This window comes from Bradyrhizobium sp. AZCC 1693 (assembly GCF_036924745.1).
Lineage (GTDB): Bacteria > Pseudomonadota > Alphaproteobacteria > Rhizobiales > Xanthobacteraceae > Bradyrhizobium.
This window is the reverse complement of record NZ_JAZHSD010000001.1, coordinates 2,668,693-2,683,276: the sequence shown is the minus strand read 5'-3', so window position 1 is coordinate 2,683,276 and position 14,584 is coordinate 2,668,693. Positions and strand designations below refer to the sequence as shown.

Below are 14,584 nucleotides of genomic sequence, written 5' to 3'. Positions count from 1 at the left end.
GCAAAGCACCGGGTTCCAGAATTGCTTGCCCTCGCTCCCGGACTTCCCGGCTTCAGAGATTACTGTCGGTGATGGCGGCATACACCATGGTGCGCAGCTCGCGCCGCAACGGATAGGCGCTCGACGGCAGCACCTGCGTCATGAAGATCGTGATCAGCTCTTCCACCGGGTCGATGAAGAACGAGGTCGTCGCAGCACCTCCCCAGTTGAACTCGCCGGGACTGCCGGCGATCAGCGTCTGCGCCGGGTTCATGGTGACGGCAAAGCCGAGTCCGAAGCCGATGCCGTTATAGGCGGCCTCCGAGAACAGCGAGCGCGACATCGCCGGCAGATCGGCGCCGCCCGGCAGGTGGTTCGAGGTCATCAGCTTCAAGGTTTTCGGACCCAGCAGCCGGACGCCGCCGAGCTCGCCGCCATTGAGCAGCGCCCGGCAGAAGGTCAGGTAGTCGGCCACGGTCGAACAAAGTCCGCCGCCGCCGGAGATGAAGGAGGGCGGCTCCAGGAATGAACTCGTCGCCGGATCGTCCTGCAGCGTCAGCGTGCCCTTGCGCTCGGTGGCGTGGAACGTCATGCCGCCTTGCGGATCGGCCGAGTAACACGCCGCGAAACGATGCGCCTTGTCCTTCGGCACGAAGAAATCGGTGTCGATCATGCCGAGCGGATCGAGGATACGTTCTTTAAGGAACTGCTCGAACGGCTTGCCGCTGATCAGGCCGATCAGGTAGCCGATCACGTCGGTGGAGACGGAGTAGTTCCAGGCCTCGCCCGGTGAAAATTCCAGCGGGATCCTTGCGAGCTCGTCGATCATGCCTTGCAGCGTGCCGGCCTTGATTACTTCGCCGATCTTGTTCTCGCGATAGGCGGCGTCGACATTGCCGCGCTGCTGGAAGCCATAGGTGAGGCCCGACGTGTGGCGCAGCAGGTCCACGATCAGCATCGGCCGCACCGGCGGGCGGGTCAGGAACGCCGGGTGCGTGCCGGCCACGAACACGCCGAGGTTCTTCCATTCCGGAATATATTTGTGCACGGGCTCGTCCAGCGCGACGCGGCCTTCCTCGACCAGCATCATGAAGGCGACGCTCGTGAGCGGCTTGGTCATCGAATAGATGCGGAAGATCGTGTCGTCCTTGACCGGCGCCTTGCGCTCGAGGTCGGCGAAACCCTGCACGGTCGAATGAACGACCTTGCCGCGGCGATAGATCAGGAGCTGCGTTCCCGGGAAGCGGCCGGCGTCGACGTAGCGCTGCTTCAGGTGATTTTCGAGGCGATCGAGCGCCGCCTTGGACATTCCGGCTTGCTCGGGCGAGGCGGGGGTGGGGGCTAACATCGGCACTGATCTCCGGCTGGGATGCTGCCTTGATAGCCGAAAAGTGTTCTCCGTTCCAACCAGCCGTGCTTACCCGGCGCGGGGCGCTGGTATAGGCTGCCGCCAGCCCTCGTCTATTCCGCAGGACAGAAAAATGCGCCAATTCAGCGAAACCGAACTGACCGCCGCCGTGATCCGCAGTTTCGACGATACGCCGGATCCGCGCGCCAAATTCCTGCTGCAGGAACTGGTGAAGTCACTGCACGACTATGTCCGCAAGACCGATCTCACCTTCGAGGAGTGGGAAGTTGCGATCGATTTTCTGACACGGACGGGCCAGAAGTGCACGCCGATCCGGCAGGAGTTCATCCTGCTCTCCGACGTGCTCGGCGTTTCGATGCTGGTCGACGCCGTCAACCACCGGGAGCGCGAGGGCGCCACCGAGACCACGGTGCTCGGCCCGTTCTATGTCGGCGAGCACAAGGTGACGCCGCATGGCACCGATATCTCGGCCAATCTGCCGGGCGAGCGGATGTTCGTGCAGAGCCGCGTCACCGACCTCGCGGGCAAGCCGCTGGCGAATGTGCCGGTGGACGTCTGGCACGCCGATGACGATGGCTTCTATGATTCCCAGAAGCCGGCCTATGCGACGGAAGGGCCGTCGTCGCGGGCGCGATTTATCACCGACGCCGATGGAAAATTCTTCTTCCGCACCATCCTGCCGTGCAGCTATCCGATCCCGACCGACGGCCCGGTCGGCGAGATGATCGTGCAGACCCGCCGCCATGCGATGCGGCCGGCGCACGTGCATTTCCTGGTCGACGCGCCGGGCCACCAGCCGCTGATCACGCATGTCTTCATGGACGGCGACAAATATCTCGATTCCGACGTGGTGTTCGGGGTCAAGGACGAACTGGTCGCCAAAATCGAAAAGCGGACCGATCCGACGATGCCGGACGGCAAGCCGGCGGCCACGCCGTGGCACCTGATGACGTACGAATTCCGGTTGAAGCCGGGCGAGGGAAGCGCGCCGAAACCGATGATGGCGAAGGCCAAAGAGGACGCTTAGGGCAGACGTTTTGCACGTCTGCTCAATTCTTGTGCGTCGCACAAGAATTGAGCGAATCGCAAATTTGCGATGCGGTGACTGGTTCCTGACCGCTGCTGCTTTTTGCGGCATCGTTCCGGCAATATATTGATATTTATAATCTTTTTGCGGTGCGGGAGGCGTGGCATGAAGCTTGAATAGCTTATGCTGACGCCATTGATGCCGTCCCTTGAGACCACTCATCCGAATTGTGACGCCGCCACTCCGGGGCCTCCCTGGAACGCGCCCTCGTGCGCCCTGCGTGGTGACACCAGTCGGACGGCCCCGTTCAAACGCAAAGGAGCGCGATACCCATGACGAAGCCCACCACTCCGACCTCACGCGGAATCAGCCGCCGTCAGATCCTGAAGGCGACCGGTGGAACGGCCGCCTTGCTCGCCGCCGCCAGGCTGAATTTCCCCGCGGGCGCGTTCGCGCAAGGGGCGGGTCCGGAAGTCACCAAGGCGACGCTTGGGTTTATCGCGTTGAGCGACGCCGGCCCGCTGTTCGTCGCCAAGGACAAGGGGTTGTTCGCCAAATATGGCATGCCCGACGTCGAGGTCGCCAAGCAGGCCTCATGGGGCACGACGCGCGATAACCTCGTGCTGGGTTCTGAAGGTAACGGCATCGATGGCGCACATATCCTGACGCCGATGCCCTACCTGATCTCGGCCGGCAAGGTGACGCAGAACAACGTTCCGACGCCGATGTACATCCTGGCGCGGCTCAATCTCGACAGCCAGTGCATTTCCGTTTCCAACGAATATGCCGACCTCAAGCTCGGCGTCGACACCGCGCCGTTCAAGGTCGCGCTGGAAAAGAAGAAGGCATCCGGCAAAGCGATCAAGGCCGCCATGACATTTCCGGGCGGCACCCACGATCTGTGGATCCGCTACTGGCTCGCTGCAGGCGGCATCGATCCCGACAAGGATATCGAAACCATTGTGGTGCCGCCGCCGCAAATGGTCGCGAACATGAAGGTCGGCACCATGGATTGCTTCTGCGTGGGCGAGCCATGGAACCTGCAGTTGATCAATCAGAAGATCGGCTACACCGCCGTCACGACAGGTGAAATCTGGGCCAAGCATCCCGAGAAATCATTGGGCATGCGCGCGGCCTGGGTCGACAAATATCCGAAGGCGGCCCAGGCGATCTTGATGGCGGTGATGGAGGCGCAGCAATGGGCCGACAAGGCCGAGAACAAGAAGGAACTCGCCACCATCATGGGCAAGCGGCAGTGGATGAATTGCCCGGTCGAGGACGTCTATGACCGTTCCGCGGGCAAGTTCGACTACGGCGTTCCCGGCAAGGTCGTCGAGAACTCGCCGCACATCATGAAATACTGGCGCGATCATGCGTCCTATCCGTTCCAGAGTCACGATCTCTGGTTCCTCACCGAGGACATCCGCTGGGGCAAGTATGACGCGGGCTTCGACACCAAGGCGCTGATCGCCAAGGTCAACCGCCAGGATCTCTGGAAAGAGGCCGCCAAGACGATGGGCGTTGCCGCTGCGGATATTCCGACCTCGACCTCGCGCGGCAAGGAGACCTTCTTCGACGGCAAGGTGTTCGATCCCGAAAATCCGGCTGCATATCTGAAGTCGCTCTCGATCAAGCGTGTTGAGGTCTGATCCAAACCGGGCCGCGCGCTGGATGCGCGCGGCCCGCTCATTGAAACGCGGAGATATAATTTCAATGTCGATGCCTGCGATCAAAGCCGAAGCCACCGCGGTGGCCGTTCCGACCAGTTCGCTCATTGCGGCGGCGCCAGTGGTGACGATGACGCCGAAGCAGGCGCCGCGTGCCGAGAAATACGCCAAGATGGCGAGGGAAGCCGCGGTGCGCATCGTGCCACCGCTGGTCGTACTCGCGCTCCTGATGTTGTTCTGGGAACTGGTTTGCCGCCGCACCGGCTCGACCCTGCCGCCGCCATCGAAAGTCTTCAAGGACACCAAGGAACTGATCCTCGATCCGTTCTTCGATAATGGCGGCATCGACAAGGGCCTGTTCTGGCATTTGTCCGCCTCGCTTCAGCGTGTTGCTTTCGGCTATTCGATCGCAGCCATCGTCGGCATCGCGCTCGGCACGCTGGTCGGGCAGTCGGTGTGGGCGATGCGCGGGCTCGATCCGCTGTTTCAGGTGCTGCGCACCATTCCGCCTCTGGCATGGTTGCCGCTGTCGCTCGCCGCGTTCCGTGACGGCCAGCCCTCGGCGATCTTCGTTATTTTTATCACCTCGGTGTGGCCGATCATCATCAACACCGCGGTCGGCATCCGCAACATCCCGCAGGACTATCGCAACGTCGCAGCGGTGGTGCAGCTCAATCCGCTGGAGTTCTTCTCCAAGATCATGATCCCGGCGGCGGCGCCCTACATCTTCACAGGCCTTCGCATCGGCATCGGCCTGTCGTGGCTTGCGATCGTCGCGGCGGAGATGCTGATCGGCGGCGTCGGCATCGGCTTCTTCATTTGGGACGCCTGGAACTCCTCGCACATCAGCGAAATCATCTTGGCCCTATTCTATGTCGGCATCATCGGCTTCGTGCTCGACCGCCTGATCGCGGGAATGGCGAAGGTCGTGACCCGCGGCACCGCACTGAACTGAAGGAAACATGTCATGCAGGCCTATCTGAAGCTCGACCACATCGACAAGACCTTCACCCGTGGCACCGCCACCACTGAGGTGCTGAAGGACATCAACCTGACGATCGAGAAGGGCGAATACGTCTCGATCATCGGACATTCCGGCTGCGGCAAGTCTACGCTGCTCAACATTGTCGCCGGCCTCACCGATACCACCCAGGGCTGCGTGCTCTTGGAAAACCGCGAGGTCAATTCGCCGGGGCCGGACCGCGCCGTGGTGTTCCAGAACCACAGCCTGCTGCCGTGGCTGACGGTCTATGAGAACGTGCGGCTCGGCGTCGACAAGGTGTTCGCATCAACCAAAACCCGCGCCGAGCGCGACGCCTGGGTGATGCACAATCTCAATTTGGTGCAGATGGCGCATGCCAAGGACAAGCGTCCATCCGAAGTGTCCGGCGGCATGAAGCAACGCGTCGGCATCGCGCGCGCGCTCGCGATGGAGCCGAAGGTGCTTTTGCTCGATGAGCCCTTTGGCGCGCTCGACGCGCTGACCCGCGCGCATCTGCAGGATTCGGTAATGGCGCTGCACCAGAAGCTCGGCAACACTATTTTGATGATCACCCATGACGTCGACGAGGCCGTGCTGCTGTCGGACCGCATCGTGATGATGACCAATGGGCCGAGTGCACGGATCGGCGAAGTGCTGGAAGTGCCGCTGGCGCGCCCGCGCAAGCGGCTCGAGCTCGCGACCAACCCCGGCTACCTCAAGTGCCGGCAGCGCGTGCTCGAGTTCCTCTACGAGCGGCACCGCTTCGTCGAAGCGGCCTGAGTTTTGCTTGGTCCCGTGTGGGGCGGGGCTTGGAAGAGGCAGGAGAAGAAAATGACACCTGAGCAAGTCAATCTCGTGCAGCAAAGTTTCGCCAAGGTCGCTCCGATTTCCGAACAGGCCGCCGTGTTGTTCTACGACCGCCTGTTCGAAGTCGCTCCCTCGGTCAAGGCGATGTTTCCCGCCGACATGACGGAACAGCGCAAGAAGTTGATGGGAACGCTCGCCGTCGTGGTCAACGGCCTCGGCAGTCTTGGTTCGGTGTTGCCGGCCGCCAGTGCATTGGCAAAACGTCACGTCCGCTACGGCGCCAAGCCGGAGCACTATCCCGTCGTCGGCGGTGTGCTGTTGTGGACGCTCGAAAAGGGGCTCGGCGAGGCCTGGACCTCGGATGTCGCCGAGGCTTGGACCGCGGCTTACGGTACGCTGTCCGGCTACATGATCTCGGAAGCCTACGGTGGCGCCCAAGCCGCCGAGTGAGGATGCGTCATGAGCGAACCGCTTGTCATCGTCGGCAACGGCATGGCCGCTGCTCGTCTGGTCGACGAATTGGCCAAGGTGGCGTTGGGCCGCTACGCCATCGCCGTGATCGGCGACGAGCCACGGCTCGCCTATAATCGCGTGCTGTTGTCGTCGGTGCTGGCCGGCGAGACCACTTCGCAGGACATCGAGCTTCGGCCCGCCTCCTGGTGGCGCAACCGCGGCGTCACCCTGAAATATGGCTGCACGGCCACCGAGATCGATGTCGGCCGCCGCGAACTCAAGATTGAGAATGACGAGAGCGTTCCCTTTTCGAAACTGGTGCTGACCACAGGCTCGTCGCCGCTGCGGCTCAACGTGCCCGGCGCCGATCTTGCCGGCGTGCACACGTTCCGCGACAGCCGTGACGTCGATCTTCTTCTGACGCTGGCTGCGCAGAAGAAGCGCGTGGTGGTGGTCGGCGGCGGATTGCTGGGCCTCGAAGCGGCTTATGGTCTCGCGAAGGCCGGCGCGCCGGTGACGCTGGTGCATCTGATGGACCGCCTGATGGAGCGCCAGCTCGATGCGCCCGCGGCCGAACTTCTGAAATCCCTCGTCGAGCGCAAGGGCATCGAAATCCTCCTCAACGCCAACACCGCGCGCATCCATGGCGAGACGCGCGTCGAAGGCGTCGAACTGGTAGACGGCCTGCTGATTCCGGCCGACGCCGTAATCTTCGCGGCGGGCATCCGGCCGAACGTTGCGCTCGCCAGGGAAGCCGGCATATCAGTCAACCGCGGCATCGTGGTCGACGACCATCTGCAGACCGGCGCACCCGACGTATTTGCGATCGGCGAATGCGCCGAGCATCGTGGCATCTGCTACGGGCTGGTCGAGCCGGCCTATGAGCAGGCGCGTGCGCTGGCGCGGCATCTCGCCGGGCGGGACGCCTCTTATGCCGGCAGCATCGTTGCGACCAATTTGAAAGTTTCCGGCGTCAGCGTGTTCTCCGCCGGCGACTTCATCGGCGGCGACGGCAGCGAGACCATCGTGCTCTCCGATATCAATCACGGCACCTACAAGAAACTTGTGATCGCGGACGGGCGATTGACCGGTGCGGTCCTGATCGGCGATGTCGGCGACGCGCTCTGGTATCTCGAACTGATCCGCACGCGGCAGCCGACGCAAAGAATTCGCGCCGACATGATGTTCGGCCGCTCGCTCGCGATCCGCTCCGAAGCTGCATGATCCGGTTGCCGCCATGACTGCCATCGATCCTGATCTGCGCGCCATCAGCACCACCTGCGCTTATTGCGGCGTCGGCTGCGGCATTCTGGCGACGCCGGACGGACGGGGCGGGGCGGCGATATCGGGCGATCCCGCGCATCCCGCCAATTTCGGCCGGCTGTGCTCGAAGGGCTCGGCGCTCGGCGAAACGCTTGGCCTCGCCAACCGGCTGCTCTACCCGATGATCCGTTGCGGCAAGGGGACCATGGAGCGGGTGGCCTGGAGCGACGCGCTCGACCATGTCGCGCACCGCTTCCAGCACATCATCGCGCGCGACGGCCCGGGCGCGGTCGCGTTCTATCTCTCCGGTCAGTTGCTCACCGAGGATTACTACGTCGCCAACAAGCTGATGAAGGGTTTCATCGGCAGCGCCAATGTCGACACCAATTCGCGGCTGTGCATGGCCTCGTCCGTTGCCGGCCACCGCCGCGCCTTCGGCGCCGACACGGTGCCGGGCTGCTATGAAGATCTCGACGAGGCCGATCTTCTGGTGCTGGTCGGCTCCAACGCGGCCTGGTGCCATCCGGTGCTGTACCAGCGCATGCTCGTCAACAAGCAGCAGCGCGGCGCGCGGATGATCGTGATCGATCCGCGCCGAACCGATACCGTCGGCGACGACGATTTGTTCCTGGGATTGAAGCCGGGCACCGATACGGCGCTGTTCAGCGGGTTGCTGGTGCATCTTGCCGATAACGGCGCGCTCGACCGCGACTACATCGCACTCCACACCACCGGCTTCGACGACGCGATCGCCCGCACGCGCAGCATGGCCGGCAGCCTTAGCGCGACCGCGCTGGCGACTGGCCTCTCCGAGCAGGACGTCGCGGCATTCTTCCAGATGTTTGCCAATACCCCGCGCGTGGTCACGCTGTATTCGCAGGGCGTCAACCAGTCGGCGCAGGGCACCGACAAGGTCAACGCCATAGTCAACTGTCATCTCGCGACGGGGCGGATCGGCAAGCCGGGCGCGTCGCCGTTCTCGCTGACCGGGCAGCCCAATGCGATGGGTGGACGCGAGGTCGGCGGGCTTGCCAACCAGCTCGCCGCCCACATGGGATTTACGCCGCCGGATATCGATCGCGTGCGCCGGTTCTGGAAGGCGCCGCACATCGCCACCCATGAGGGGCTGAAGGCGGTCCAGATGTTCGAGGCCATCGCGCGCGGCGAGATCAAGGCGTTGTGGGTGATGGGCACCAATCCGGCGGTGTCGTTGCCGAATGCCGATCGCGTTCGCGACGCCCTGAAGAAGCTCGAACTGTTCGTGGTTTCCGAGAATGTCATATCCAACGACACGGTGGATGCGGGCGCGCACGTGCTGCTGCCGGCGCAGGCCTGGGGCGAGAAATCCGGCACCGTGACCAATTCGGAACGTTGCATCTCGCGGCAGCGCGCGTTCCTTTCCTCGCCCGGTGAAGCCAAGCCGGATTGGTGGATCATGAGCGAGGTTGCCAGGCGCCTCGGCTTCGGCTCTGCTTTCGACTTCAACTCAGCTGCGGATATTTTTCGCGAGCACGCTTCCCTCTCGGCCTTTGAGAACGAGGGCGCGCGCGACTTCGACATCGGCGCGCTGCAGTCGCTGTCGGACAGCGATTTCGACGCGATGGCGCCGGTGCAGTGGCCGGTCCGGCAGGGCACCGAACCGCAAGCGCGCTTCTTCGCCGAAGGCGGCTTCTTTGCCAACGATTTCAAGGCGCGTTTCATCGCGCCGGAAATTCCCGCGTTGCGCACCGAGACCACGGCGGCGCGGCCATTGCGGCTGAACACCGGCCGCATCCGCGACCAATGGCACACCATGACGCGATCAGGCATGAGCCCGCGGCTCGGCCAGCATCTGCCGGAGCCGTTCGTCGAAGTTCATCCTGACGATGCCGCCAGGCACGGGCTCGCCGACGGCGACTTCGCGCGGGTCACCACCGACTACGGGCAATGTACGCTTCGGGTCGTCGTCAGTGAACGCCAGCAGCGTGGCATGCTGTTCGCGCCGATCCACTGGAGCGAGGCCAACGCGACCGGCGCGCGCGTCGGTTCGCTGGTAGCTCCCGTCATCGACCCGTTCTCCGGCCAGCCCGAGAACAAGGCGACGCCGTCATCGATCACGCCTTACGAATATGTATTCCGGGGCTTTGCACTGTCGCGCAAGCCGCTCGAACTGCCCGCGCATGCGTGGATTGCACGCGTCGCCGTCAATGGTGGTCACGGTTACCTGTTCGCCGACAATGCCGATCTCGCGAGCTGGCAGTCCTGGCTGAAATCGTTCGCGCGCGACGACGTCGCCGAATACGTGGATTTCGGCGGCGGAGTGTATCGCGCCGCATCCTTTGGCGGCGACCGTATCGACACCTGCCTGTTCATCGGCCCCGCGCGGGACGCCGGCGACTGGAACGTGGTGAAGGGATTGTTTGCCGCCGATACGCTCGGCACCGACCAGCGGCGCATGCTGCTGTCGGGCAAGTCGGCCGACGGCCTTGCCAATACCGGCCCGATCGTCTGCGCCTGCTTCGGTGTCGGCCGCAACACCATCTGCGATACCATCGCGGGCGGCGCACGTTCGGCGGCGGACATCGGTGACAGGCTGAAAGCGGGCACCAATTGCGGCTCCTGCATTCCGGAATTGAAGCGGTTGATCGCGCAGACCGGGCCGAGCGATGCGGAGCAGCGCAAGCTGGTGGCGGCGAATTAGGGACCAGGCGTCGTTGTCTGGATGGCAGAGTTGGAACTCGTCATGCCCGGGCTTGACCCGGGCATCCACGCCTTATCTTCTCTCTGCTGCGACAAAGGACGTGGATGGCCGGGACAAGCCCGGCCATGACGGAGAGGGAAGTAGCCAACCTCTCACCGCTTCCTGTTCTTCGCATTCACCGCAATCGCCGCCGCCGCCGGCCCACCTTTCATTCCGCAGCGATCGCCTCGATCTCCAGCAACCATTTTCCGTCGACGGTTTCAGCGATCATCACCGTGGACGCGGGTTCGTTTCCCTCCAGCATCTTGTGGCGAATAGCGCGGTTGGCCAAGACCTGGCTTCGGTCGGTCAGGAACGTATTGACCTTGACCAGATGCTCGACGCCGAGGCCGGCGGCGGCGAGCACCTCGATCACGTTGCGCCAGGCTTGCTCGCATTGCGCCTCGAAACCTTCGGGCACGCCGCCATCAGATTTTTCCGGTACCTGGCCGCTGACGAACAGCAGCCGGCGATGCTGGCCAAGTTCCAGCCCCATGCTGTAGCCGCTGGAGGGCGCGTGGACGCTTGCGGGATTATGGCGGGTGATGTGGGCCATGTCAGATTGTCTCCTGTTCGACGAATTCCAGCGCCAGACCATGCGACGCCGCTGATGGAACGAGCAGCACGGCGTCGGTAAGCTCGAAGGCGACGCCGCTGTTTTTCAATACCCGCTTGGTCGCATCCAGATCGGTGACGGCCAAACGCGCGGCGCAAAAGCGCGGCGAAGGTTCGACGGCGAGGCCCGGCAGCCGGCGCGCCATCTCGGACGGGCCGAGCACGGTGATCCGGTCGCCGCTCGCGCCGACCGTCAGCCGCCCGGGCGCAAGCTCGGCTGCGCTTTCCGTGATGTGCTCGAGGAAGCTGCGATGCTCCGCCGGCTCCGGCGCCGACATCACGACCTCGATCACGCGCAGGGCGCCGTTGGGATGGCTCTGATATTCCGCCTTCCAGAACAGTTTTGGCGGGTGACGCTGCTGGCAGGTGAAGAACGCGATCCCGGGCATGGCGGGATCGACGGCGAAGGCCAGTGAAAATTCAAGGCGGGCCGTGCCTCCGCCCGGAAGCACCGCATCACGGACAATACCAAAGGGAGCGGCAATACCAAAGGGAGCATAGGCGCCGATGTGATTGGCCCTGAAGCGCGCCGCATCGGCATCGGCGTCGGCGCTGTGCAGTGCCAGCATCGACATTCCTTCACCGGTGGCAAGAAAATCCCGGTTGTGGGCGGCGAAGCTGAAACGGCCTGATGCAGCCGGCGGCATCGCCGCCGCATCGGTGACGGCCAGCGCCTCCAGATAATTGTTCCCGAACATCGCCAGGCGGTTGCTGGTTCCGAACGGATGCACGCCGGTCGGTGTGAGGTTGAAACCGAGCGTTCGCCAATCCTGCGCAGCTTGCGCCAGATCGTGGACACAAATGACGAGATGATCGATTCTGCGGGGCATGGGGTCTCCGGAGGCTTGCGGATCGACCGTAACGGGCGACATCGCCGCGGGGCAAAGCATTGTTGCTGCGGTCCAGCGCAAGAAAATCTATTGCAAGGCTGGCGCCTATCAGTGACAAACTGGACGGCGATGACCTACATCCTTCCACCGCTCAATGCGCTGCGCGCGTTCGAAGCCGCAGCGCGGCATCTCAGTTTCAAGCTGGCCGCGTATGAGCTGCATGTGACACCTGCCGCCGTGGGGCAGCAGGTGAAGGCGCTGGAAGCGCGCCTGGGCGTACGCCTGTTCGAGCGGCTGCATAAGCAACTCATTCTGACTGCGGCGGGCCAGGCCTATCTGCCTGAAATATCCGACGGCTTTCGCCGCATCGCCGATGCGACCATGCAATTGAAACCGGCGGGCGCGGTGCTGCTGCAGCTCGGCGTGCACGGCAGCTTCGATCTGCGCCGGCTGGAACTGGATGGGTTTCGCGCAAGCCACGCGGAAATCGGCTTGCGGGTGCTGCAGCCCGCCGGCTTGCACGAGTTGACCGAGGGCAAGGTCGATGTGCTGATCGCCCGCGGGCTCGGCCACCATCCGGGCTACCGTTGCGACCGCGTGACGGAAGGATCCGGCGTTGGCGATTGGCTGATCGCGCCTGCCGGCACCGCGGACTGTCCCGAGATATCAGGCTTCCGCGATTGGCTGCGCGGTCTGCCGGCCGAGAACGCGCTCGCGCTGCATCGTCGTCGTGTGGTCGGCATCGTCAGAAGTTGAGGTAATCTTGAATCAGAAAAAATTCGGCCGCAATAATCCCGACGTATCCGTGATCGGGCAGGGCACCTGGTATCTCGACCGCGGCGACCGCAAGGCCGCCATCGCCGCGTTGCGCCGGGGCATCGAAACCGGCATGACGCATATCGACACCGCCGAGATGTATGGCGACGCCGAACTCGTGATCGCGGATGCGATCGCCGGGTTGCCACGTGAAAAACTCTTCCTGGTCTCAAAAGTGCTGCCGAGCAACGCCTCGCGGCGCGGCACCATCACCGCCTGCGAGCGTTCGCTGAAGCGGCTCCAGACTGATCATCTCGATTGCTATCTCCTGCACTGGCGCGGTTCGTATCCATTCGAGGAGACGGTGGCGGCGTTCGATGAACTGGTGAGAAGCGGAAAAATCCGTTCCTGGGGCGTCAGCAATTTCGATAGCGACGATCTCGACGAACTGCTCGATGTCGCGGGTGAGGGCAAGATTGCCTGCAACCAGGTGCTCTACCATCTGCAGGAGCGCGCGATCGAGCATGCTGTCATCCCGTGGTGCGAGCAGCACGGCGTTGCCGTCGTCGCCTATTCGCCGTTCGGCCATGATGATTTTCCGTCGCCGCGCAGCAAGGGCGGCGAGGTGCTGCAGGCGATCGCCGACGCGCACAAGGCGACCGCGCGCCAGATCGCGCTGGCGTTCCTCACGCGCGCGCCATCGGTGCTCGCAATTCCCAAAGCATCGAGCGCGGAACACGCCGCGGAGAACGCCGGCGCCGGAATGTTGTCGCTCAGCGACGGCGAGATCGCTGCGCTCGACAAGGCCTTTCCCCGCGGCCCCAAACCGCGCGGCCTGCCGATGCTCTGACGGAACACCGTCCTTAACAAAGTGTTGCAATCGCGCCCTCAGCGCATATCCGCATCCTGTTTTCGGACCTAGTCGCACCGCGGCAATTGGTGTTTTTTAAAGCCTCGCCCGAGTCGATCATTACTGCCTTTCGAGATTGCCGTGACACCGCCCCCCGCCGCAGCCGCGAGGCTGGACAGCGCTCCAATACCTTTGCCCGAGAAGAAGTCCGCCGTTCGCAAGGCGCCCGCGCGCGCTGATCGGCCGTTCAAGGGCATCGCGCTGGTGCTGGCCTCGACGATCTTTCTCGGCACCTCCGACGTGACGGCAAAGTATCTCTCGGCGACGCTGCCCTCGATCGAGATCGCCTGGATCCGCTTCCTGGTGTTCGCGATGATCATGACGCCGGCGATGATGCCGGGTTCCCCGCTCTATGCGCTGCAGACCAACCGGCTCGGCCTGCATCTGATGCGCGGTGCCGCGCTGCTGGGTTCGTCGTTGTTCTTCATCTCCGGCCTGCGGTTCCTGCCGATTGCGGAAGCTTCCGCCACCGGCTTCGTTGCGCCGCTGTTCGTCACCGCGCTGTCGATCATCTTTCTCGGCGAGAAGGTCGGCCTGCGCCGCTGGATTGCCACGGCAGTGGGCCTGCTCGGCGTGCTCATCATCCTGCGCCCGGGCACCGGCGCGTTTCACCCCGCGGCGTTCTTTCCGCTGGTCTCGGCGCTGGCCTGGGCCTGCACGCTGATCATGACGCGGATGATGAGCGGCACCGAGCGCGCCATCACCACCATGACCTATTCGTCGATCGCGGGGCTACTCATGCTCTCGGCGTTGGTGCCGTTCGTCTGGGTGACGCCGACCTGGCACGACATCGCCTTCGGCGTCCTGATCGGCGTCGCCTCGACCGCGGGGCAGTGGATCGTGGTGCTGGCGTTCCGCTATGCGGATGCGTCCGTGCTGGCGCCGTTTTCCTACACGCAGTTGCTGTGGGTCAGCGTGCTCGGCTTCCTGGTGTTCGGCGAAGTCCCGGACGCCTACACCATCACCGGCGCCGCCTTCATCGTCGCCTCGGGGCTCTATACCGCCCATCGCGAGCGGGTCCGGCGCTCGCAGCTTCTGGCCGTCTCGGGCGAGCCTTCACCGAACGCCTGATCCTGCAGCCAGGCCGCCAAAAACGTGGCGCGAGTGCCACAGCGGCGCCGCAAAACGCCTGGTTGTCGCGCCAATCTGACCGATTCACCCCCGCATCCGCAATTCTACGGCGCAACCCATGCTAGTGAATTCCGAT

At 63.7% G+C, this 14,584-nt stretch carries 13 protein-coding genes; 10 read left to right on the top strand and 3 right to left on the bottom strand.

Annotation, left to right across the window (positions count from 1 at the left end):
* Positions 1-52: 52 nt before the first annotated feature.
* Positions 53-1,327, bottom strand: coding sequence for a serine hydrolase domain-containing protein (locus V1293_RS12885; RefSeq protein ID WP_334509994.1), 1,275 nt, complete (start codon positions 1,325-1,327; stop codon positions 53-55).
* 133 nt (positions 1,328-1,460) lie between these two features.
* On the opposite strand from V1293_RS12885, the gene V1293_RS12880 reads away from it, so the two are divergent.
* From V1293_RS12880 to V1293_RS12850, 7 genes are all read left to right on the top strand, one after another.
* Entirely contained in the window at positions 1,461-2,375 is a 915-nt protein-coding gene (locus V1293_RS12880) for an intradiol ring-cleavage dioxygenase (protein WP_334509992.1), read from the top strand.
* A 332-nt stretch (positions 2,376-2,707) separates the two neighbouring features.
* Positions 2,708-4,024: a CmpA/NrtA family ABC transporter substrate-binding protein gene (locus tag V1293_RS12875; RefSeq protein ID WP_334509990.1), complete on the top strand. Its 1,317-nt coding sequence runs from the start codon at positions 2,708-2,710 to the stop codon at positions 4,022-4,024.
* A 64-nt stretch (positions 4,025-4,088) separates the two neighbouring features.
* Positions 4,089-4,997: a nitrate ABC transporter permease gene (ntrB, locus tag V1293_RS12870; RefSeq protein WP_334509988.1), complete on the top strand. Its 909-nt coding sequence runs from the start codon at positions 4,089-4,091 to the stop codon at positions 4,995-4,997.
* 12 nt (positions 4,998-5,009) lie between these two features.
* Entirely contained in the window at positions 5,010-5,804 is a 795-nt protein-coding gene (locus tag V1293_RS12865) for an ABC transporter ATP-binding protein (protein ID WP_334509986.1), read from the top strand.
* 51 nt (positions 5,805-5,855) lie between these two features.
* Positions 5,856-6,281 (top strand): globin family protein, encoded by a 426-nt coding sequence (locus V1293_RS12860; RefSeq protein WP_334509984.1) that lies wholly within the window; start codon positions 5,856-5,858, stop codon positions 6,279-6,281.
* Positions 6,282-6,290: 9 nt separating this feature from the next.
* The gene (locus tag V1293_RS12855) at positions 6,291-7,508 is read left to right on the top strand and encodes an NAD(P)/FAD-dependent oxidoreductase (RefSeq protein WP_334509982.1); all 1,218 of its coding nucleotides are present in this window, start codon (positions 6,291-6,293) and stop codon (positions 7,506-7,508) included.
* A gap of 13 nt (positions 7,509-7,521) precedes the next feature.
* Entirely contained in the window at positions 7,522-10,227 is a 2,706-nt protein-coding gene (locus V1293_RS12850) for a nitrate reductase (protein WP_334509980.1), read from the top strand.
* Positions 10,228-10,435: 208 nt separating this feature from the next.
* Here the strand turns inward: V1293_RS12850 and V1293_RS12845 are convergent, their stop codons facing one another.
* The gene (locus V1293_RS12845) at positions 10,436-10,822 is read right to left on the bottom strand and encodes a RidA family protein (RefSeq protein ID WP_334509978.1); all 387 of its coding nucleotides are present in this window, start codon (positions 10,820-10,822) and stop codon (positions 10,436-10,438) included.
* Between the two features lies 1 nt (position 10,823).
* Complete coding sequence (locus V1293_RS12840) at positions 10,824-11,711, bottom strand: VOC family protein (protein WP_334509975.1); 888 nt, start codon at positions 11,709-11,711, stop codon at positions 10,824-10,826.
* Positions 11,712-11,840: 129 nt separating this feature from the next.
* On the opposite strand from V1293_RS12840, the gene V1293_RS12835 reads away from it, so the two are divergent.
* From V1293_RS12835 to V1293_RS12825, 3 genes are all read left to right on the top strand, one after another.
* Positions 11,841-12,467 (top strand): LysR family transcriptional regulator, encoded by a 627-nt coding sequence (locus V1293_RS12835; protein WP_334516712.1) that lies wholly within the window; start codon positions 11,841-11,843, stop codon positions 12,465-12,467.
* A 7-nt stretch (positions 12,468-12,474) separates the two neighbouring features.
* Entirely contained in the window at positions 12,475-13,317 is an 843-nt protein-coding gene (locus V1293_RS12830) for an aldo/keto reductase (protein ID WP_334509973.1), read from the top strand.
* Between the two features lie 141 nt (positions 13,318-13,458).
* A complete protein-coding gene (locus tag V1293_RS12825) occupies positions 13,459-14,448 on the top strand; it encodes a DMT family transporter (protein WP_334509971.1) in 990 nt (329 codons plus the stop codon).
* The last annotated feature ends 136 nt before the right edge of the window (positions 14,449-14,584 follow it).

What these genes read in the sequence shown, in the direction of transcription:
- V1293_RS12850 (WP_334509980.1), top strand. Translation starts at nt 7,522, where the DNA reads ATGACTGCCATCGATCCTGATCTGCGCGCCATCAGCACCACCTGCGCT.
- V1293_RS12855 (WP_334509982.1), top strand. Translation starts at nt 6,291, where the DNA reads ATGAGCGAACCGCTTGTCATCGTCGGCAACGGCATGGCCGCTGCTCGT.
- V1293_RS12885 (WP_334509994.1), bottom strand. Translation starts at nt 1,327, where the DNA reads ATGTTAGCCCCCACCCCCGCCTCGCCCGAGCAAGCCGGAATGTCCAAG.
- V1293_RS12880 (WP_334509992.1), top strand. Translation starts at nt 1,461, where the DNA reads ATGCGCCAATTCAGCGAAACCGAACTGACCGCCGCCGTGATCCGCAGT.
- ntrB (WP_334509988.1), top strand. Translation starts at nt 4,089, where the DNA reads ATGTCGATGCCTGCGATCAAAGCCGAAGCCACCGCGGTGGCCGTTCCG.
- V1293_RS12875 (WP_334509990.1), top strand. Translation starts at nt 2,708, where the DNA reads ATGACGAAGCCCACCACTCCGACCTCACGCGGAATCAGCCGCCGTCAG.
- V1293_RS12840 (WP_334509975.1), bottom strand. Translation starts at nt 11,711, where the DNA reads ATGCCCCGCAGAATCGATCATCTCGTCATTTGTGTCCACGATCTGGCG.
- V1293_RS12860 (WP_334509984.1), top strand. Translation starts at nt 5,856, where the DNA reads ATGACACCTGAGCAAGTCAATCTCGTGCAGCAAAGTTTCGCCAAGGTC.
- V1293_RS12835 (WP_334516712.1), top strand. Translation starts at nt 11,841, where the DNA reads ATGACCTACATCCTTCCACCGCTCAATGCGCTGCGCGCGTTCGAAGCC.
- V1293_RS12845 (WP_334509978.1), bottom strand. Translation starts at nt 10,822, where the DNA reads ATGGCCCACATCACCCGCCATAATCCCGCAAGCGTCCACGCGCCCTCC.
- V1293_RS12865 (WP_334509986.1), top strand. Translation starts at nt 5,010, where the DNA reads ATGCAGGCCTATCTGAAGCTCGACCACATCGACAAGACCTTCACCCGT.